This window comes from Synergistaceae bacterium (assembly GCA_021372895.1).
Lineage (GTDB): Bacteria > Synergistota > Synergistia > Synergistales > Synergistaceae > JAJFTP01.
This window is the reverse complement of sequence record JAJFTP010000009.1, coordinates 1-19,975: the sequence shown is the minus strand read 5'-3', so window position 1 is coordinate 19,975 and position 19,975 is coordinate 1. Positions and strand designations below refer to the sequence as shown.

General features: G+C 53.4%; 15 protein-coding genes. 8 read left to right on the top strand and 7 right to left on the bottom strand.

What is annotated here, in order from left to right:
* The first annotated feature begins 48 nt into the window (after positions 1-48).
* Genes pxpB through LLF78_01100 form a run of 4 tightly spaced genes read left to right on the top strand, consistent with a single transcriptional unit; the run spans position 49 to position 3,456 of the window.
* Positions 49-789, top strand: a complete 741-nt coding sequence (gene pxpB, locus LLF78_01115) for a 5-oxoprolinase subunit PxpB (protein ID MCE5201102.1) — start codon at positions 49-51, stop codon at positions 787-789.
* The gene (locus tag LLF78_01110; GenBank protein ID MCE5201101.1) at positions 789-1,853 is read left to right on the top strand and encodes a biotin-dependent carboxyltransferase family protein; all 1,065 of its coding nucleotides are present in this window, start codon (positions 789-791) and stop codon (positions 1,851-1,853) included. The genes pxpB and LLF78_01110 overlap by 1 nt, the downstream gene beginning before the upstream one ends.
* 23 nt (positions 1,854-1,876) lie before the next feature.
* Entirely contained in the window at positions 1,877-2,650 is a 774-nt protein-coding gene (locus LLF78_01105) for a LamB/YcsF family protein (protein MCE5201100.1), read from the top strand.
* A complete protein-coding gene (locus tag LLF78_01100; protein ID MCE5201099.1) occupies positions 2,647-3,456 on the top strand; it encodes a putative hydro-lyase in 810 nt (269 codons plus the stop codon). The genes LLF78_01105 and LLF78_01100 overlap by 4 nt, the downstream gene beginning before the upstream one ends.
* 26 nt (positions 3,457-3,482) lie before the next feature.
* Here the strand turns inward: LLF78_01100 and LLF78_01095 are convergent, their stop codons facing one another.
* The 5 genes from LLF78_01095 to LLF78_01075 form a co-directional block, all read right to left on the bottom strand.
* Positions 3,483-4,844: a purine permease gene (locus LLF78_01095; GenBank protein MCE5201098.1), complete on the bottom strand. Its 1,362-nt coding sequence runs from the start codon at positions 4,842-4,844 to the stop codon at positions 3,483-3,485.
* A gap of 68 nt (positions 4,845-4,912) precedes the next feature.
* Positions 4,913-6,106, bottom strand: coding sequence for a knotted carbamoyltransferase YgeW (ygeW, locus tag LLF78_01090; GenBank protein MCE5201097.1), 1,194 nt, complete (start codon positions 6,104-6,106; stop codon positions 4,913-4,915).
* A gap of 1 nt (position 6,107) precedes the next feature.
* The gene (locus LLF78_01085) at positions 6,108-7,358 is read right to left on the bottom strand and encodes a YgeY family selenium metabolism-linked hydrolase (GenBank protein ID MCE5201096.1); all 1,251 of its coding nucleotides are present in this window, start codon (positions 7,356-7,358) and stop codon (positions 6,108-6,110) included.
* Positions 7,359-7,385: 27 nt separating this feature from the next.
* Positions 7,386-8,597: a diaminopropionate ammonia-lyase gene (dpaL, locus tag LLF78_01080; GenBank protein ID MCE5201095.1), complete on the bottom strand. Its 1,212-nt coding sequence runs from the start codon at positions 8,595-8,597 to the stop codon at positions 7,386-7,388.
* Positions 8,598-8,633: 36 nt separating this feature from the next.
* Positions 8,634-9,272 carry a helix-turn-helix transcriptional regulator gene (locus LLF78_01075; protein ID MCE5201094.1) on the bottom strand — a complete coding sequence of 213 codons (639 nt, stop codon included), beginning with the start codon at positions 9,270-9,272 and terminating at the stop codon, positions 8,634-8,636.
* Positions 9,273-9,526: 254 nt separating this feature from the next.
* Here LLF78_01075 and ygfK point away from each other — a divergent pair, with 254 nt between their 5' ends.
* Together ygfK and xdh are read left to right on the top strand one after the other, a co-directional pair.
* On the top strand, positions 9,527-12,529 hold the full coding sequence (gene ygfK / locus LLF78_01070) for a putative selenate reductase subunit YgfK (GenBank protein MCE5201093.1): 3,003 nt from the start codon (positions 9,527-9,529) through the stop codon (positions 12,527-12,529).
* Positions 12,529-15,093: a selenium-dependent xanthine dehydrogenase gene (xdh, locus tag LLF78_01065; GenBank protein MCE5201092.1), complete on the top strand. Its 2,565-nt coding sequence runs from the start codon at positions 12,529-12,531 to the stop codon at positions 15,091-15,093. Before ygfK ends, xdh begins: the two co-directional genes overlap by 1 nt.
* Positions 15,094-15,154: 61 nt before the next feature.
* Here xdh and LLF78_01060 read toward each other — a convergent pair whose 3' ends face one another.
* Together LLF78_01060 and LLF78_01055 are read right to left on the bottom strand one after the other, a co-directional pair.
* Positions 15,155-16,330, bottom strand: a complete 1,176-nt coding sequence (locus LLF78_01060) for an MFS transporter (protein ID MCE5201091.1) — start codon at positions 16,328-16,330, stop codon at positions 15,155-15,157.
* A gap of 615 nt (positions 16,331-16,945) precedes the next feature.
* A complete protein-coding gene (locus LLF78_01055) occupies positions 16,946-17,611 on the bottom strand; it encodes a hypothetical protein (GenBank protein ID MCE5201090.1) in 666 nt (221 codons plus the stop codon).
* A gap of 1,004 nt (positions 17,612-18,615) precedes the next feature.
* Between LLF78_01055 and LLF78_01050 the strand changes: the two genes are divergently transcribed.
* On the top strand, positions 18,616-18,963 hold the full coding sequence (locus tag LLF78_01050; GenBank protein ID MCE5201089.1) for a metalloregulator ArsR/SmtB family transcription factor: 348 nt from the start codon (positions 18,616-18,618) through the stop codon (positions 18,961-18,963).
* Between the two features lie 31 nt (positions 18,964-18,994).
* Positions 18,995-19,873 (top strand): permease, encoded by an 879-nt coding sequence (locus LLF78_01045; GenBank protein ID MCE5201088.1) that lies wholly within the window; start codon positions 18,995-18,997, stop codon positions 19,871-19,873.
* Positions 19,874-19,975: the final 102 nt, after the last annotated feature.

Genomic DNA, 19,975 nt, shown 5'->3' with positions numbered 1-19,975 from the left:
AAATAAATTTTTTCCCCCATGCGGACTTGGATCAAAGGGGGAATGTCTATGTCTGTATATTTAAAAGAGCCGCGGTTCCTCCATGGCGGGGAATCCTGCATAGTAGCAGAGTTTGCCGATGAGATAGACCGTGCGGCAAACGACGCCGTCATTAATCTCAGGCATTGGATGGAAAGTCAGAAAAGGGTGCCTATAATTGAATGTCTTCCTACTTACAGATCTCTTGCGATCTACTTTGACCCGCTCGCAGTCAACTGCGACAGCATTATCGAAGAGGCGGGGAAAGCTGTTGCCGAAGCCTCTGAGAACGTTGCGGCGCCCCATAAAATAATATCCATCCCCGTCTGTTACGGCGGTGAGTATGGCCCCGATATCGACAACGTTGCCAGGCACGCCGGCATCTCGGTGGAAGAGGTCATAAGGAGGCACAGCTCAAAAATCTGCCATTGCTACATGATCGGGTTTGTTCCGGGTTTTGCTTACCTGGGCGGTATGGATGAATCCATTGCCACTCCCAGGCTCGCTAACCCCAGGACGGTCATCCCGGGGGGAAGCGTCGGGATAGCGGGGAAACAGACCGGGATATATCCTATAGACTGTCCGGGAGGATGGCAGCTCATAGGGAGGACGCCTCTGAGGCTTTTCACGCCCGAGTGCGACCCGCCGACCTTAATTGACGCCGGTTACGAAGTGCGCTTCGTCCCCATCACGGAGAATGAATACAGGGCGATAGAGGCACAGGTTGCCAACGGAACGTACAGGGTCGTTATAACGGAGGCGGATCAGTGATGGAATTCAAAGTGATCAAACCGGGAATGCTGACCACAGTACAGGATCTCGGGCGCTGGGGCTATCAGTCAAGCGGTGTCCCTGTAGCCGGAGCGATGGATCTGCCGGCTCTGCGCATGGGCAACGCTATTGTCGGAAATGCAGAGAACGCGGCCGCGCTTGAGGTCACATTCCTGGGGCCGGAGCTTGCGGTCGTCGGGGAAGGTCTTGTGGCATTCGCCGGCGCGGACCTTGGATTTTCAGTAAATGGGAAGGAGATCGGCTCTTGGGCCGCGGTCCGCGTCAAAGACGGCGACGTGCTGTCGTTCAAAGGGCCTAAGAACGGATGCAGGGGCTATATCTGTGTGTCCGGCGGAATAGATGTCCCCGTGGTTATGGGCAGCCGTTCCACATATATCCGCGCTAAAATAGGCGGATTTGAAGGGCGTGCCCTTAAAGCCGGAGATGTGGTCGGCGCGGGTGAAGCTGACCTGCTGTGGAAACGTGCGGATGGCTTTGCGCTGCCTGCTGACATGCGCCCCGCTTATTCGCAGGACAGCCCGCTTTTTATACTTACGGGGCTGCAGGAGGACGCGTTCACCGAAGAGGGGCTCGACACGCTTTTCGGGTCCGAATACGTGATATCAAACGAATCGGACAGAATGGGCTGCCGTTTCGACGGGCCGAAGGTGCGGCATAAAGAGGCGGGTGCGGATATCGTATCCGACGCTATACCGCTTGGCGCCGTCCAGATACCGGGACATGGGCTGCCTATCGCCATGCTTGCGGACAGGCAGACAACCGGCGGATACACCAAGGTTGGGGTGCTCTCTTCTTCCGGCATACAGGCTCTTGTCCAGAGGATGCCCGGCATGAAGGCAAGGTTTGCGCGCGCGACAATGGAACAGGCTATTGACGAACTGCGGTCCGTAAAAGAAACGGTTGGCAGAATAAAACAGCTGAGGGCGGCATGGGTCAGCCGTCCGAAGCAGGACGCGGCCCTTTATGCCCGTCCGCTCCGCACCGAGTTGAGGATCACGGTAAACGGAAAAACTTACGACGTGAAATGTGAAGAGATATTATAGACATGGTCAGGGAGGGAATTTAAATGTATATGATCGACATGAACAGCGACATAGGGGAGAGTTTCGGGGCTTACCGGCTTGGCGACGACGCTTCCGTCATGGAGGCCGTGACGTCGGCGAACATCGCCTGCGGCTTTCACGCGGGAGACCCGCTAGTCATGAAGGATACCGTCGCTCTCTGCGCACAGAAAAAAATAGCCGTCGGGGCCCATCCCGGGTATCCCGACCTAGTCGGTTTCGGACGCAGGAACATGGCCTGCTCCCCCGATGAGGTATATTCAGACTGTCTGTATCAGATCGGAGCGCTTCAAGCTTTCTGTATTGCCAACGGCATCGAACTTCAGCATGTGAAGCCTCACGGTGCGATGTACAACCAGGCGGCAAAGGATGCAAAGCTCGCCCGTGCCGTGGCTGCGGCGGTAAAAGACGCGGGTCCGGAAATCATACTCATGGGTCTCGCAAAGTCAGAGTTTGAACGGGCGGCTGAGGAAGCAGGGATCCCTTTTGCCGCAGAGGCTTTCGCCGACCGTGCCTATATGCCTGACGGTTCTCTGGTCCCGCGCTCGCAGCCCGGATCGGTCATACATGATGTCGATGCGGCTGCCGCGCGCGTTGCCCGTATGGCTACCGAGGGGACTGTAGAGGCCATAGACGGGACAGTTATCAGCTTCCGTCCGCATTCTATATGTCTCCACGGAGATACCGCGGAGGCGGTCCTGATGGCGAAAGCTGTCAGGAGCGCGCTTGAAGCGGCAGGAGTCGCTGTGAAAAATCTTAAGGAGGTCGTTCTGGGATGACGCTGCCTTTCGAAATTGAACCTTTCAGGCACACCGACCCGAAGGAGATGCGCGGGCTTATCCGCAGCGGAGAATGGACGCATCCTACATCCGGTCTCTGCCTTTCGCATGTGCAGGGCAATATGATAGTGCTGCCCAAGGACTGGGCCTATGATTTCCTCGTCTTTGCACAGCGCAACCCCAAACCGTGCCCCATACTGGATATTACGGAGCCCGGCGACGGGGAGGCAGGTGTGATTGCGCCCGGCTCTGATGTGCGCACCGACATACCTAGGTACCGCGTGTGGAAGGATGGAGAGCTGATCGACGAGCCTACGGATGTCCTTAAATATTGGAGAGAGGATCTTGTGGCCTTCCTTCTCGGCTGCTCGTTCAGCTTCGAGGGGGCCCTTCTCGAGGCCGGCATCCCGATCCGTCACATTGATGCAGGCTGCAATGTCCCGATGTACGTGACGGACATACAGTGCCGTCCTGCCGGACGCCTCAGCGGTCCGATGGTTGTCAGCATGAGGCCGGTAAAACATGCGCAGGTGCCTAAGGCCGTGCTCTGCACCGGCAGATTCCCTGCCGTTCACGGCGCGCCGGTGCATATAGGCGATCCGTCGGCCATCGGCATAAAGGACATAAGCAAGCCGGAGTTTGGCGACCCTGTTGAAATAAGGAGCGGGGAAGTGCCCGTATTCTGGGCCTGCGGAGTCACGCCTCAGGCAGTGCTGATGAAAAGCCGCCCGCCGTTTGCAATAACGCACGCCCCGGGCCACATGTTTATAGGCGACCCTAAGGACGTGGATTACGCAATATTTTAAACAACAGCCCCGGAACCGCGGGGGACTTAAGAGAGAGTAAGCTCTTCGTCCGGCGGAGTTATGGTGACGTCTTCTTTATCACCGGGAATTATCAGGTTGAGGAACACTGCTGTCAGCGTCGATATTATCACAGAGGACGAGCCGAATATCTGCTGCATCCATACCGGCATGTCCGGGCCTGCAAGGACGTTTGGGATCTGTGCTATGCCTACGCCGAGAGCGACAGCGATCCCAACTACCGCTGTATTCCTGGCTGTGAGTTTTGCTGAGACAATGAGCTTCATCCCGGTCATTGTTATCGCGGCGAAGACAGTGACCGTAGCGCCGCCGAGGACGGACTGAGGGATCGTCGTAAGGACTGCTGCAAATTTCGGGATGATCCCTGCTATGAAAATTATGAGGGCTGCGAGCGCTATGACGTATTTGTTGACCACGCGGGTTATGGTAAGTATCCCGACGTTCTGGCTGAATGTCGCGGTGGGAAGGCCTCCGATGAAAGCGCCAAGGATGCTTGTTGTGCCGTTCCCGATTATGCCTCCGGCAAGTTCTCTGTCAGTGGGCTCGCGATCCATAGCCCCGACCGTTGACGCCGATATGTCGCCTATCGCCTGTATTGAGTTGACCACGAACATTATCACCATCGACATTATTGCCGTCGTATGGAATGTGATGTCAAAATAGAACGGTTTAGGAAGCTGCATCCATGAAGTCTCTGTGACCTGAGCAAACGAGACCATGCCCAGGAAATATGCAAGAACATATCCGGCTGCGAGTCCAAGCAGGACTGATGCCAGCTTCATGAATCCCTTTGTGAAGTGGTTGAAAAAGGTGACCATTGCGAGGGTGAATATGGCCACGCCCCAGTTCAGCGCTGAACCGAATGTGGGACTGGACGCGCCTCCGGCCATGTAGCGTATTGCCACGGGATAGAGGGACAACCCGATCGTGAAGACTACTGTGCCCGATACTATCGGAGGAAAAAGCGGCCTTAATTTCTTGATAAACAGCCCTACTATGATCGCGACAAAGCCGCCCACTATCTGAGCCCCGAATATAGCCGAAAGGCCGAACTGCCCTCCTATCGATATCAGGACAGGTACGTATGCGAAGCTGACGCCCAATATGACCGGCACTCCGGAGCCGATCCTTCCGAATATCGGATAGAGCTGTACCACTGTGGCGACGGCCGCAATGACGAGCGATGCCTGGACAAGGATCACCGTATCCGCCGGAGACTGTTTTGTGACGCCGCTTATGAGGATCGCAGGCGTTATACAGCCTACCACCATCGCGACGACATGCTGCATAGCCAGCGGAAAGGCCTCTTTAAAACTTGGGACCCCTCCGTTCAACTCAAACAGGGAGCCATTTTTTGTCTCTTTTGCCATTATGTGCACTTCCCTTCAAAAAGCCCCCGCACTTATTTAAAAGAACGGGGGCGCAAAAGTAACGCAGCCTAGTCTATTTTACGTTCTAGCGCGGTGTCTTCCAGCATACGGAGCGTCGTTTCCGGTTCCCTGACCTTGCTCAGGAATATCATCGCCGCGATGATGTAGGGCTTGAAGCTGGCCTCCTTGTAGAGCGGGATGCGGTATCTTTCAAAGACAGAGGCGGCAACTTCCCCGGATCCGCAGCTGACACCCGTGATGTCGGCCGGCAGGCAGTGAAGATAGAGCGCTTTGCCGTTCCTCGTGAGGGACATCATCTCTTCCGTGCACTCCCAGTCCCTGTGAGTTGCATTATGCGCGAGCAGTTCTTTTTCAAGCTGCCTGATGCCGTCCAGATCTCCTGCGCCGTAAAGCTCCGTGCGTCTCTCCATAGCCTTGAACGGGGCCCAGCTCTTCGGATATACTATATCCGCGTCCCTGAAGGCTTCCTTCATGCAGTCAGTCTTCGTGAAGGAACCTCCCGATCCTGCCGCATTCCTGCGTGCGACTTCCTCCACTTCCGACATGATCTCATAGCCCTCCGGATGAGCGAGCGTCACGTCCATGCCGAAGCGGGTCATAAGGCCGACGACTCCCTGCGGCACTGAAAGCGGCTTGCCGTAGGATGGCGAGTATGCCCATGACATCGCGATCTTCTTACCTTTTAAGTTTTCAACGCCGCCGAACTCGTGGATCATGTGGAGCATATCCGCCATTACCTGTGTCGGGTGGTCGATGTCACACTGGAGGTTCACGAGCGTCGGGCGCTGTTCAAGGATGCCGTCCCTGTAACCTTCTTTGACGGCGTCCACGACCTGGTGCATGTATGCGTTGCCCTTGCCTATGTACATGTCATCCCGGATGCCTATCACATCTGCCATGAACGAGATCATGTTCGCTGTCTCCCGGATCGTCTCCCCGTGCGCGATCTGAGACTTGCCCTCGTCTATGTCCTGTACCTCAAGCCCCAGAAGGTTGCAGGCGGATGCGAAGCTGAAGCGCGTGCGCGTAGAGTTGTCGCGGAAGAGGGATATCCCGAGCCCGCTGTCGAAGATCCTTGGGGAGATATTGTTTTCGCGCATGCAGCGTAATGCGTCCGCCACAGTAAACACCGCGTCGAGTTCGTCACGCGTCTTCTCCCATGTGAGGAAGAAGTCATTGTTATACATGCCGGCATAAGATAGCCCCTTGAGCTTTGCTATAAAACTGTCCATAAATGCCATATTATTTACCCCCTGTTTTCTCAGTCTGATGATGCGGCTGGCCGTTGCCGGCCGCAGCCTGTCTGCAGTAGATCGTCGGAAGTGCCGCATACACGGCCGCGCACTTAACAAGGTCGGCTTTCCATGTTATTTCATTAGGCGCATGCGCCTGTGCCTCTTTGCCGGGGCCGAAGCCTATGCAGGGTATACCGAAGCGCCCCATGATGGAGACTCCGTTTGTGGAGAAGGTCCATTTGTCTACTACCGGTTCGCCATACATCCCCCTGAAAGATTCGACCATTGCTTGGGCGGCAGGATGTTCTGCCGGAAGGACCCATGTCGGGAAGCAGCACTCGGTCGGGTAGACGAGTTTTGTCCAGCTTGGGCTGTCATACTTGTACATCGTGACCTCAGCTCCGTATTTAATTACAGAGGGCAGGCCGCGTATCTCTCCGAGGGCCGTATCCCATGTTTCGCCGTCAGTAAGCCTGCGGTCGATAGAAATGGCCGCCATGTCCGCGACGGCGCAGCGCGACGGAGAGTTATAGAATATCTGGGAGACAGCAAGCGTACCCTTGCCCAGGAACGGATCATAGTGAAGCTTATCGTTCAGTGCCCGCACTTCCCCGATAATGTCCGCCATCTTGTAAATGGCGTTATCGCCGCGCTCCGGTGCGGAGCCGTGGCAGGAGACGCCCTTTACCTCAACGCGTATCTCCATACGGCCGCGCTGTCCGCGGTAGATATTGCCGTCGGTCGGTTCGGTGATGACCACGAAATCAGGGCGGATCTTGTCCTCGTTCACGATGTACTGCCAGCATAGTCCGTCGCAGTCCTCTTCCTGTACCGTGCCCGTCACAAGCACCCTGTACTTGTCAGAGAGGAGCCCCAGGTCTTTCATTATCTTGGCTCCGTAGACCGCGGAGACAATGCCTCCGAGCTGATCCGACGTGCCGCGTCCGCCGATCTCCGTCTCGTTCTCATAGCCCTTATACGGGTCGAACTTCCAGTTTGAGAGCTCTCCCAGCCCCACCGTATCTATGTGGCCGTCGTATGCGATCAGTGTCTTTCCTGTGCCCATGTAACCAAGCACATTGCCCATGCCGTCTATCATCACCTCGTCAAAACCGAGGTCCTTCATCTCTTTCTCGATACGTCTGGCCACGCCCTCTTCCTTGCAGCTCTCTCCGGGTATTGCCACAAGGTCGCGCAGAAATTTTGTCATTGATGTTTCATAACCCTCGGCCGCCTTTTTTACTGCGTTAAAATCCATTACCAATCCCTCCATTTTTTTTGCCTGCTATGCCGGAACGCAGCCCCCGTCCCAGAGTATGTGACGGTAGTTGTCTCTGTCCGTATTCCCCTCCGTTGAGAACAGAAGCACGCGTGAATCTTTGTTGAGCCCTATCGCATCGCGGAGTTCTTTCATGCCCTCGTCCATCATTGTGTAAGCAAGGAGTCCTGTCGTGACCGCACCCGATTCGCCTGAAATTATGACCTGGTCTCCGCGCACCGGCATTCCGAGGATCCTCATCCCGCGCGCCGCCACCCAGTCGGGGCATGAGACGAAGACCGAAACCCTGTCCTTGAGTATCTCCCATGCGGATGGGTTGGGTTCCCCGCACGCAAGCCCCGCCATTATCGTATGCATTTCCCCGCCCACTATGCGCGGTCTGCCGTCCCCGGCCAGGGCCGAGCGGTAGAGGCAGTCGGCCTGATCGGCTTCCGCGACTACGAATGTCGGAGGATCGACGGGATAGCGGTTTGCGAAATACCCCACTACGGACCCCGCAAGCGAGCCGACCCCGGCCTGTATAAAGACATGTGTCGGAGGATTTGCGCCGAGTGCGGCCATCTGCTCATCGGCCTCCATTGCCATTGTGCCGTAGCCCTGCATTATCCACGCGGGGATCTCCTCATAACCGGGCCACGCTGTGTCCTGGATCATAACTCCGCCCGGCGTCTCATCCGCCATCCTTGCGGCCATGCGTACGCATTCGTCATAATTGCATTCCTCGATAGTCGCCTTTGCGCCCTCTTTTAAAATATTGTCCAGGCGCATCTTTGACGAGCCCTTTGGCATGAGGATGACAGCTTTCTGTCCGAGCTTGTTTGCGGCCCATGCGACGCCGCGTCCGTGGTTTCCGTCCGTGGCGCTGAAGAAGGTGATATCCCCAAGCTCTTTTTTAAGCTCTGCGGATGTGAGCGCTGCGTAATCAAGCTCCGAGATATCCCTTCCCGTCAGCTTCGCTATGTGGCGTCCCATGGCGAATGAGCCTCCAAGGACTTTGAATGCATGAAGCCCGAAGCGCCACGCCTCGTCCTTGACGAAAATGTCATTGACGCCAAAAAGGGAGGCAAGTTCCTTAAGCTCCACAAGAGGGGTAACGCCGTACTGCGGAAAGCTTTCGTGAAATTTCCTTGCGGCCTCGACATTGGGCAGGGCCATAATTTCAAGTTCTTTGGCCCCGGTCCCGCGCATAGTATTTCTGACCCATTTGATAACGTCCATTTCGAACCTCCGTTCCGATGCCTGCGAATGCAGTCTCTATTCCGTTTCCGAATCGATATAGTTATAGAGGGTGAATTTTGATATCCTGAACAGCTTGCACACCCTGTCTCCTGACTTAAGTATCTGGAAAGCGCCGTTTTTTTTAAGATATTGAATGGCTTTGATCTTGTCGGCTTTCTTCATCATCGGCACCGGCTTCCCAACGTGCTTTATCGCGCCTTTGATCAGTTCGTCAAGCAGGTCGTTGACATTTTGCGGTATCTTTTCAGGTTCGCTGGTATGCGGCTCGGTGTACAGCAGGGATTTGATGGCATTTTCCGCCATGCTCAAATTTGTAAGGTCGTAATTGATGCAGAAGATCCCGACGATATCCCCCTTTTCGTCCCGGATATATATTGAGCTTGATTTGATGAGCCTTTCATCGGAGGTTTTTGTCAGATAACATAACTGGTCTTCGAGTTTTTCGTTTTTTGCGTTCAAAGTCTCAAGCACTATCCGCGAGGGGCCGCCTCCCAGCTCTCTGTGTGTGACGTGCCCGTTCTCTATGGCTATGATCGTGCTGTTTTTATCCTCGGATGTAAGGTCATGGATCAAGATCTCACAGTCATTCCCAAATTGAGCGGCAATGCCTTTTGCGAGCCTTTTCATAAAATCGACCATCGATGTATCCTGCATGTCATCATCCTATCTCCGTATGGGAGTTATATTTTTGTATTTGCGACTGCCTTTATAAGCCGAATATAACATAAAAAAACAGGGAGTCAATAGTTTTTCTAAAAAAAATTTATAATGTATAAAAAAAAATTTGACGAATCTATTGATTTCCATATATGTTGTGCTAGAATCAAATCGTAAGTTGTAAAAATATTCCCGGGCATCCCGTCTCAATAAGTCTCCGCCGGGAGGACTAAACTAAGGAGGTTCCCGCCATGAGTGATCGTATGACCCCTATCCCCTTCGGGAAAATGATGGCATGGGTATTGAAAGAGAAGTCCGAGTCAGGCAGTATCTTTGGCGTCAGATCCCCCTATGTGCATAAGGGGGGACGCCTGCCCTTTCTCGGAGAATATATCGAGACTCCTTTCGGACCTGCTGCCGGCCCGCACACGCAGCTTGCGCAGAATATAACCGCCGCATACGCCGGAGGCGCGCGCTTCTTCGAGCTGAAGACGGTGCAGACGCTTGACGGCGAGGATCTCCCCGTCTCCAAACCCTGTATAGACGCCCGCGACGAGTGTTATAACGTCGAATGGTCGACTGAGCTCCGCGTCGCCGAGGCTCTTGAAGAATATATAAAGGCATGGTTCGCGATAAAGCTTATCTCCGTGGAATTCGGGCTTGGAAGCGCGGACGGTTTTATGTTCAATATGAGCGTGGGATATGACCTTGAGGGGATACGGTCACCAAAGATAGATTCCTTTATAGAAGGGCTCAAAGACGCATCCGCGACGAAGGTATGGGGCGAGTGCAGGGAGTGGGCCATGGCCAATATTCCGCGCTTCAGCCGCATCGATGCCGGATATATCGAATCCATATCGCATAAGATCTGCGGATCGGTGACGCTCTCGACGCTCCATGGCTGCCCGCCGCAGGAGATAGAGCGCATCGCCTCATACCTCATCAGAGAAAAACGTCTCAATACGTTTGTTAAATGCAACCCCACCCTGCTTGGCTATGAATTTACACGCAAAACGATGGATGATCTCGGGTTCGGTTACCTGGATTTCGATGACCATCACTTCAGGGATGACCTCCGGTTCGCCGATGCGGTGCCGATGCTGAAACGGCTTCAGGAGATCGCAGCGAAAGAGGGCCTCGCGTTTGGCGTGAAGCTTACGAACACTCTGCCTGTAAATAATCCGAAGGATCTCCTGGCCGGTGATGAGATGTACATGTCGGGGCGGGCCCTGTTCCCTCTCACGGCGGAAGCGGCGCTCAGGCTCTCTCGTGAGTTCGACGGCAGACTGCCTATATCGTGGTCCGGCGGCGCAGACCATACAAATATACGCGGCCTTTACAGCGCCGGTATCCGGCCTGTAACCATGGCCACGACCCTGTTGAAGCCCGGCGGTTATCAGAGGCTCAAACAGATCGCCGCGGATCTCGCAGACTGCGGGGTCCCCGGATCTCAGGGCGTCGATGTCAGGGCTCTTGCCAAAATTGCAGAGGAGTCATTGACCGATCCCAGGTACAGGAAACCCGCAAAACCGTCGGCAGTGCGCAAGATCGGGAAAAAGGTGCCCCTTCTCGACTGTTTCATAGCGCCATGTTCGGAAGGCTGTCCGATAAATCAGGATATACCGGAGTATATATCGCTTGTGGGCAAAGGCCGTCATGCCGAGGCCCTGAGCCTGATACTCGATAAAAATCCGCTGCCGTTCATTACTGGGACTATATGCAGCCAGAGGTGCGCGACAAGATGCACCAGAAACTTCTATGAAGAGCCGGTCCGGATACGCGCCCTCAAGCTTGAGGCTGCGGAAAAGGGGATCGCGGATGTCATCTCCGGACTTTCCGCGCCTGCGCCGAAGACAGACGCCTCCGTTGCGATAATCGGAGGGGGTCCCGCGGGGCTGGCTGCCGCGTACTTTCTCTGCCGCAGCGGGATAAAGGCCACGGTCTTTGAAAGATCCGGCAGCCTTGGCGGTGTGGTACGCAGTATCATACCTGATTTCAGGATAGCGTCCGGGGCGATAGACCTGGATGTGGAGATAGTAAGGGCAATGGGCGCTGAGTTCGTGCCCGGTTCCGCTCAGACTTCGGTCGATGAACTCAAAAAAATGGGATATAAGTATGTGATATTCGCAAACGGCGCATGGAAGCACGGAAGTTTGCCCCTTGAGAAAGGGGAGGGGATGGATGTGTTCGATTTTCTTTCCCGCTTCAAATCCGCGCCTGAAAAACTTTCCATAGGCGTAAATGTTGCGGTCATCGGCGGCGGCAATACCGCGATGGACGCGGCACGCGCCGCAAAACGGGTAAAGGGTGTAAGGAACGTCTGTCTCGTCTATCGCAGGACGAAGCAGTTCATGCCGGCGGATGCCGAGGAGCTTGAGCTTGCAGTCCATGAGGGCGTAGAGTTCAAAGAACTTCTTGCTCCGCTCTCGCATGAGAACGGAATGCTCCGATGCGCGAAAGTCGTACTTGGGGAGCCGGATGAGTCTGGGCGCCGTTCGCCCGTAGCGACGGATGAAACTGTTCTTATCCCCGCAGATACGGTCATCACCGCCGTCGGTGAGAGCGTGGATACGGAAATATTCAAGAAAAACGGGATCACGCTCGAAAAACAGGGCCGTGCCACCACAGACAGCACAACCCTTGAGACAAATATAAAAGGCGTATATATTGCCGGAGACGCAAGACGGGGTCCCGCCACGGTAGTCGAAGCCATAGCGGACGCCAGGCGGGCGGCGGATTCTATAGCCGAGTCGGAAGGCATAGCCGTAAACCTGCCTGCCATAAGGGTGGAGCCGGATATTGGCGCCGCCCTTGAGAGGAAGGGCGTCATACGTCCCGCTGAGTGTGACGGGCGCGAGGCCGAGCGCTGTCTTGAGTGTTCGACAGTATGCGAAAACTGTGTCGACGTATGCCCGAACAGGGCCAACGTATCCGTGCGCGTTCCTGGGATGAGCGCGGCTCAGATAATCCATGTCGACATGATGTGCAACGAATGCGGCAACTGTATGACGTTCTGCCCTTGGGACAGCTTGCCGTACAAGGATAAGTTCACTTATTTCACAAGCGAAAAAGATTTTGAAGAGAGCAAAAACAGCGGTTTCTTTCCGCTTGCAGACGGATCATATAAGATAAGACTCGGAGGCGGCGTCTTCACTTCCGCCCTTGATGATGCGGGCGAAGGACTTACGGAGGAGATCGCGGCACTGATCAGGGCCGCGGCCGGACAGATCCCTATAGATGGGAGGCATGTTTAATGTATGCTCTTACAGTCAACGGACAGCATGTCGAGTCGGATAAAAACCGCAGGCTGATAGATTTTTTGAGGGATGACCTCCGTTTGACCTCAGTTAAAAACGGCTGCGGCGAGGGGGCGTGCGGGACCTGCATGGTCCTGATAGACGGCAGGGCGTCAAAGGCGTGCGTCTGGCAGCTGAAGGACCTCGAGGGCAAAAATATCATCACGGTGGAGGGGCTCGACAGCAGGGAAAAGGAAGTCTATCCCTACGCCTTTGCCATGGCCGGAGCAGTGCAGTGCGGCTTCTGCATACCGGGCATGGTCATAAGCGCCAAGGGGCTTATCGACTCCGTCCCCGACCCTGCGCCAGAGCAGGTCAGGGAGGCGATAAAGAACAATATATGCCGCTGCACAGGATATAAAAAGATAGAAGAGGCAATATTGCTTGCCGCAAAGATGCTCCGCGGGAACATCCCCGTTCCGGACTGCCGTTTTACGGGAGCGGTGGGGGAGAGCATGCCGCGTACCGATGCCGCAGCAAAAGTGCTCGGCATCGCCGAATATGCGGCCGACAAGCACATCGAAGGCATGCTGTACGGCTCCGCGCTCCGCACCGCATACCCGCGCGCGGTGATAAAATCGATAGACGCGTCAGAGGCAAAGGCGCTTCCGGGAGTTGCAGGAGTATTCACTGCCGCCGACATCCCGGGGAAACAGAAGATAGGGCACCTTGTCAAGGACTGGGATGTGCTCATTCCGGTCGGAAAATGCACCCACTATATAGGTGACGCGCTTGCGCTCATAGCGGCAGAGACGCCTGAGATACTGGAGAAGGCAAAGGATCTCATCAAGGTTGAGTATGAAGTACTTAAACCATTGACATGTCCGGCCGGATCGCTTGCGGAAGGCGCGCCGCCCGTTCACGCAAACGGCAATATAGTATCGCGCGAACACCTTGTCAGAGGCGATGCGGAAGCTGTAATAGCCAAATCCAGGCATGTCGTCACAAACCACTACAGCCTGCCCTTTACCGAACACGCGTTTCTTGAGCCGGAGACGGCGGTAGCGCTTATCGAGGACGGCGATGTCGTTAGGATCTATTCCGGCGACCAGGGAGTGTACCAGACTCTTAAGGAGTGTTCGGAGGCGCTTGGGCTGCCGCACAACAAGGTCCGTGTCACAGCCGAGACCGTGGGCGGCGGGTTTGGCGGCAAAGAGGACATGAGCGTTCAGCACCATGCCGCGATCCTTGCCTACCTTACAAGACGTCCCGTCAAGGTCTCGCTCTCAAGGGCGGAGAGCCTGAGGGTACACCCCAAGCGTCACGCGATGGAGATCGATATGACTACCGCCTGCGACGAAAATGGCAAATTGACGGCGATGAAGGCCGTTATCATATCCGACGCGGGGGCATACGCGTCACTGAGCGGGCCTGTCCTCCAGCGCGCCTGTACCCATGCGGCCGGGCCTTACAACTATCAGGATATAGATATCGCCGGCACTGCCGTCTATACGAACAATCCGCCTACGGGGGCGTTTCGCGGTTTTGGCGTGCCGCAGAGCTGTTTTGCCATAGAGTGCAACATCAACATGCTCGCGGAGCTCGTGGGGATATCGCCGTGGGAGATCCGTTTCCGGAACGCAATAAGGCCGGGGCAGGTCCTTCCTAACGGACAGATCGCAGACGACACGACCGCGCTTGAGGCGACGCTTCTTTCCGTCAAAGAAGAGTACGACCGCAACCCGAAGGCGGGAATAGCATGCGCCATGAAAAATGCCGGACTTGGGGTCGGGGTCCCTGATTTTGGCCGCTGCAGGCTCAGGGTCAAAAATGGGATCGTACATATCGCCACCAGCGCCGCATGCATCGGCCAGGGCCTGGGTACCGTACTGACAGAGATGGTATGCGACGTAACGGGTATTTCGCCGGAATTTGTCATGCATGATCCAGCCGACACGTTCTATACCCCGGACTCAGGCAACACAACGGCGTCGCGCCAGACAGTCATCACGGGCGAAGCCACAAGAAGAGCCGCCATGCAGCTTAAAACCGCCCTTGAAGCCAAAACCCTGGCGGAGCTGGAGGGCAGTGAATACTACGCGGAATTTGAAAGCGTGACGGATAAAATGGGCTCAGACAAACCGCATCCCGTCAGCCACATCTCCTACAGTTACGCGACACAGATGGCCATCCTCGGAGAAGACGGCAGGCTCGCTAAATTCATTGCCGCCCACGACGTCGGAAGGGCGATAAACCCCAAGAGCGTCGAAGGGCAGATCGAGGGCGGGGCAGTCATGAGCATGGGCTACGCGCTTACTGAAGAATACCCTCTGGAGGATTGTGTGCCTAAGGCTAAGTTCGGTACGCTGGGGCTCTTCCGTTCGACGATGGTCCCTGAGATAGAGACGATCATCATAGACAGCGCGGGCGATGGCCTTGCCGCCGGCGCCAAAGGGATAGGCGAGATCGCGGCAATTCCGGGAGCCGCTGCGATACAGCTTGCTTATTACAACTTTGACGGAAAATTCAGGACTAAATTACCGCTTGAGGATACCCCATATTCAAAAAAGAAAAAAAGCTGATCACGCGTCAGCCGGATAAAAAAGGATACATAATATCGACGGGGATGCGGAGTGCGGGTCATCATGGCCTGCCCGGCGCCGGCTGTTTTTTCCTCAATATCACCGCTACCATGAGAGCTGAAAGAAGGCCTAGGATACCCCCGAACCAAAACGGCGCGCTTGAGTTGATATTGACCCACAGCGCGCCCGCTATCACGGATGAGAGCAGAAGACCTATGCCCTGCAGCATGCCGTAGATGCCGAGCACCGTTCCCTTGAAATCCTCGGGGGATGCGTCCGCTATAAACGCTCTCTCCGCGCCGCTGATAAATGCGTTATAGGCTCCGTAAGCTATGAAGAGGACCACGATCATCCATTCCGACGCAAGCGCCGCAAACCCAAAATAGACCAGGCCATAGATAATATATCCGGGAACGAGGATCGAACTCCTCCCAAATTTATCGGATAATTTCCCGGCCGGGATAGCAAGGATCGATGTGGAAACGTTAAAAATCAGGTATAGCAATATGACCTGTGAGGTCGAAAAACCACGCTCCTGTGCTTTAAGAAGCAGGAAGGTATTGGATGAATTCCCCAGACAAAAGACGAAAATGGCGGCAAGGTAGAGTTTCAGCCTCCCGCTGAGCTCAAAGCCCTTCAGGGTCAGCTTCTCGGCAGTCTGTACCGGACTTTTCTCCTCCCTTATCGCAGGAATGATCATGATGCCTATAATGGCCGGGATAATCGAATAGAGGAAGGCCCTGTGAAAACCGAGGCCGGTCGCGATAAAGACAAACGCCAGCAGCGCGCCGAAAGATGAGCCGGCCATATCGAGCATCTTGTGCAGGCCGAAGGAACCGCCAAGCTTCATCTTCTCGCTGGATTGCACGACAAGCGCGTCGCGCGGCGCGGTCCTGATGCCTTTTCCTATGCGGTCCACGGCCCTTGCCGCCAGCACTCCTGTCCAGGAGGACGACAGAAGAAGAAGCACCTTATAAACCACAGCGGCGGAATAGCCTATGAAAGTAAGATGTTTCTTATTCTGGTACACGTCGCCGATATAGCCGCTGAACACCTTGAGCAGGGAGGCGATGCTTTCCGCTATGCCTTCGATGACCCCGATGATCGCCGGGGTCGCTCCCAGCGCCGATGTCAGATACAGGGGGATAAGCGGGTAGACCATTTCGGTGCTCATGTCGATAAACAGGCTCACAAGGCCGAGCAGGACGATATTGGAAAAGACGAACTTCTTTTTCATCTGTCACATCCCTATCCAAGGCAGATCCATAATATGACAACGTCTTTGCCCGTCATTATTGTAATACTATATCATGTTTCGATCCCAGGACCGTATTGCCTTAACTGAGGTCATACGCCAAGGCGCGATCGTTGACCGTTTATGGGGTGATCCTCTGTGATCTCAGGAGCGGGGTGCGCCGAATCAAATCAATGGACTGAAATCCGTATGAATGTCTCGGCGTAGACAGTAGACTAAATTACAAACGAGACAAGGATTTCGAACAGTATATTAATGCAATTAGATACATACTCAAAATCAAGCCTGTCTTTCGGGTTAAATATATAAATTTCCTGCATTGACTCAAACGCTTCTTTAAGACTGATGTTCTCCGAAATTTTATTAAAAACCATGTATTCATTAAATGGCTTGTCGCTAAGATCGCTGCCGTACCATGCTGTTTCTTCTTTGCGCTTCAGATCAAGTATTCTTAAGAATTCTTTTTGATCAGCCAGAAATGACCGTATCTGTTCTTGCGCAAAAAGTACTGCTAGATCGTAGATATGTTTTGCAGAGTCAAAATAAAGTTTATGTCTGAGACAAAGTTCCGCCGCAAATATTTTGTCTACAGATCCATCATATCGTATCCTCAGTGAATATCCTTACACATTTGAGCAGCGTTAATTTCTTATAATGCTTATCCGCATAGGCAAGAATTTTTAGCACATCTAGCCCCAATTTCTTAACAGTATTCCTGATTACATAATTAGGATCCTCTGCGTCGATGTGATATTTGTCAAGCCCATCGATTATGTCCAGCACCTGTAGGTATCTGTAATTTTCGTTATTGACCTCAACAACTGGCTTATGAAGTTCTATTTTCACATTTGATGGCAGCTTCCTGCGATATTTGTTAGTTGCCAGATGATAATCATTACTCGTCCATGTTGAAAGGCCAACCGTGTTAAAAAGAGTGGGACCAGTCTCGTATCCTGTTATTTGGTCTCCTTCCTTTGTCAGTTGTTCTATAAACATATTTTTAGGATCTATCCTGAGTTTGCCAAGAGGCGTATTTTTGGGACGATAATAGACACCTTTATACAACCTTTCAACAATATTATTATCAGCAAGGCGGTTGATATTCAGTGTAACGATCTGGTTTGCATGGGCCTTATCGATGTTGTATTTTTTAACCAGATTATTGGTTATACTGTTAAAAACTATAGGTTGTCCTTCGGGGATCTTTTTTATTGTATCCCTTATATAACTGCTATAGCTGATGTTGTGTGTTTTACGGTCCATAAGCCCGCCTCCTTTATGATATGTTATTGATATATTTTTTTATTTTTATGTATCATATTATATCATAATGATGTTGAAAATCAAGGAGTTATGAAACATACAACTTAAAGGACGCAGGCGTTTCCGTATATCTTCCTGTGCGGCGGAGCCACATGACAGTAAAAGCTTTTCCTGATCAGTGGTCAGTCGCTCCCGTATGCCCCACCCTCAGTCGTTCCCGTATGCCTCTGAGCGGGAACCCAGGTCTGGCCTTGGCTTTCCGCCCCGTGTCGTTCCCGTATGCCCCTGAGCGGGAACCCAGGTCTGGCCTTGGCTTCCCGCCACGTGTCGTTCCCGTATGCCCCTGAGCGGGAACCCAGGTCTGGTTTAAATCTTTTGCCTTTTCCTAAAGCAACTTTATTGCCTTACAGGACCCCCGTTCAAAAACTTATAAAAATGAAGACTGAAATCACATTCAAAAATGGAAACGGTGGACCTGGATCCCCGCTCAGAGGCATACGGGGATGACGGAGGGTGCGGCGGACCTGGATCCCCGCTCAAAGGCGTACGGGGATGACTGAAGGTGCGGCGGACCTGGATCCCCGCTCAAAGGCGTACGGGGATGACGGAGGGTGCGGCGGACCTGGATCCCCGCTCAAAGGCGTACGGGGATGACGGAGAATGAGGCATACTAGCTATCATCAAGAGTTGCGCAGGTTAAAGGAGTCCTAATTAAATTGCGAACTTAATTTGACATTAGCCTGTGTTAGGTCTGACTTCTTCGTTTTCTCTTAATAGTGTCAATTGTGTGAAATATATGAATATGTCAATTGTGTAGGTCTGACCCCTCCGACTTTGGGTCTGACCCCTCCGACTTTGCGGAGGCTGCCCGTTATTTGAGCAGCCGTCCCCTCGCACCACCGTACGTACCGTTCGGTATATGGTTAAAGATTTCAAAAAACATATTGACTTTTTTCGATTTGGCGTTATATTTAAATCAAGAATTTTAGATTTGAGGTGACGATATGGCCGCGTCATATGCAGAGCAGGCTAAACTATTCAAGGCGTTCGGTGATGAAAAACGATTGTGTATTCTTGAACTGCTGCGCGATGGTGAAAAATGTGCCTGTGAATTGATCGACAGGTTGGATATGCCGCAATCAACGCTTTCCTACCACATGAAGATACTTTGTGATACCGGGGTCGTGAAAGGACGCGAAGATGGCAAGTGGACGTATTATTCGATCAGCAACAGCGGCGGACAAAACGCCGCCGCGATGCTTCTTGAACTGACTACGACAAAGTTAGGCTGTCAAATCGAAAAAGGCCTGGACTTACAGTTGAAAGAAGGCGACGATAACGTTTACATCTGAAACACTTATTCATGCGGGGCAAACATTTCTGATGCTGTTTGGCGAACTGTTCGGACTGTTCATTGGCATCAGCTTTGTGGTTGCCCTGCTGCAGATCTATATTTCCCAGGAGCGGATCAAGCGCGTGTTGAGCACCCCGCGTAAAGGGCTGAACAGTGTGCTTGGCGCGCTGTTGGGAGCGGTCACACCGTTTTGTTCCTGCTCCACGATCCCGGTTCTGGTTGGCCTGTTCAAGAGCGGCGCCCCCTTTAACGGAGCGATTTCCTTCCTGCTGACATCGCCCATTTTGAATCCGGCCATTCTTACCCTGATGGCGGCATTCTTTGGCGTAAAAGCTACTATCGTTTACACCATCTTCACTTTTTCGTTTGCCGTAGTGATGGGACTTATCCTTGACAAATTGGGCTTTGAAAAAGAAGTCAAGAAAGTCACAGTCAAGGGCGGTCATCAGGACGGCGTAAGCTGGGAGACACTGGAGGGTACTTTCTGGCAGAGGCAAGCTCAAGCTATTAAATTCGCATTGAAGGATTCCTTCGGCCTGTTCAAAGGGGTCGTGCTGTTCCTGCTTCTGGGCGCAGGGATCGGCGCTTTCATATACGAGTTTATCCCCACTGATCTGCTGTCTGGTTTTGCCGGCGCAAATAACCTGTGGGCAGTCCCTTTGGCTGCTATTGTCGGCATTCCCATGTATATCCGTGTCGAAACCATGATCCCCATTGCAGGTATCCTGATTGCTAAGGGTGTTGCCCCTGGCGTTATGATCGCATTGATTTTAGGTGGGGCGGGCGCAAGTATTCCCGAAGTCTCATTGCTGAACGCTATCTTTAAGAAAAAGATGGTTATCGCATTTGTATTGTGTATCTTTGCTGTTGCAACGATTACAGGCTATGTTTTCAATTTTGTCTTATAAGGAGGGATCTTACATGGCTAAAAAGAAAGGCTTTTGGAAAAATCTGCTCGGTGGTACGTCCGACGGGTGTAGCTGCGATACGAAGCTAACAGAGGAAGCGCC

Bases quoted from the DNA above. Each gene is read 5' to 3' on its own strand.
- LLF78_01100 (MCE5201099.1), top strand. From the start codon at position 2,647: ATGACGCTGCCTTTCGAAATTGAACCTTTCAGGCACACCGACCCGAAG.
- LLF78_01050 (MCE5201089.1), top strand. From the start codon at position 18,616: ATGGCCGCGTCATATGCAGAGCAGGCTAAACTATTCAAGGCGTTCGGT.
- ygeW (MCE5201097.1), bottom strand. From the start codon at position 6,106: ATGGCATTTATGGACAGTTTTATAGCAAAGCTCAAGGGGCTATCTTAT.
- LLF78_01045 (MCE5201088.1), top strand. From the start codon at position 18,995: ATGCTGTTTGGCGAACTGTTCGGACTGTTCATTGGCATCAGCTTTGTG.
- LLF78_01075 (MCE5201094.1), bottom strand. From the start codon at position 9,272: ATGCAGGATACATCGATGGTCGATTTTATGAAAAGGCTCGCAAAAGGC.
- LLF78_01105 (MCE5201100.1), top strand. From the start codon at position 1,877: ATGTATATGATCGACATGAACAGCGACATAGGGGAGAGTTTCGGGGCT.
- LLF78_01085 (MCE5201096.1), bottom strand. From the start codon at position 7,358: ATGGATTTTAACGCAGTAAAAAAGGCGGCCGAGGGTTATGAAACATCA.
- dpaL (MCE5201095.1), bottom strand. From the start codon at position 8,597: ATGGACGTTATCAAATGGGTCAGAAATACTATGCGCGGGACCGGGGCC.
- LLF78_01060 (MCE5201091.1), bottom strand. From the start codon at position 16,330: ATGAAAAAGAAGTTCGTCTTTTCCAATATCGTCCTGCTCGGCCTTGTG.
- pxpB (MCE5201102.1), top strand. From the start codon at position 49: ATGTCTGTATATTTAAAAGAGCCGCGGTTCCTCCATGGCGGGGAATCC.
- LLF78_01055 (MCE5201090.1), bottom strand. From the start codon at position 17,611: ATGGACCGTAAAACACACAACATCAGCTATAGCAGTTATATAAGGGAT.
- ygfK (MCE5201093.1), top strand. From the start codon at position 9,527: ATGAGTGATCGTATGACCCCTATCCCCTTCGGGAAAATGATGGCATGG.
- LLF78_01095 (MCE5201098.1), bottom strand. From the start codon at position 4,844: ATGGCAAAAGAGACAAAAAATGGCTCCCTGTTTGAGTTGAACGGAGGG.
- LLF78_01110 (MCE5201101.1), top strand. From the start codon at position 789: ATGGAATTCAAAGTGATCAAACCGGGAATGCTGACCACAGTACAGGAT.
- xdh (MCE5201092.1), top strand. From the start codon at position 12,529: ATGTATGCTCTTACAGTCAACGGACAGCATGTCGAGTCGGATAAAAAC.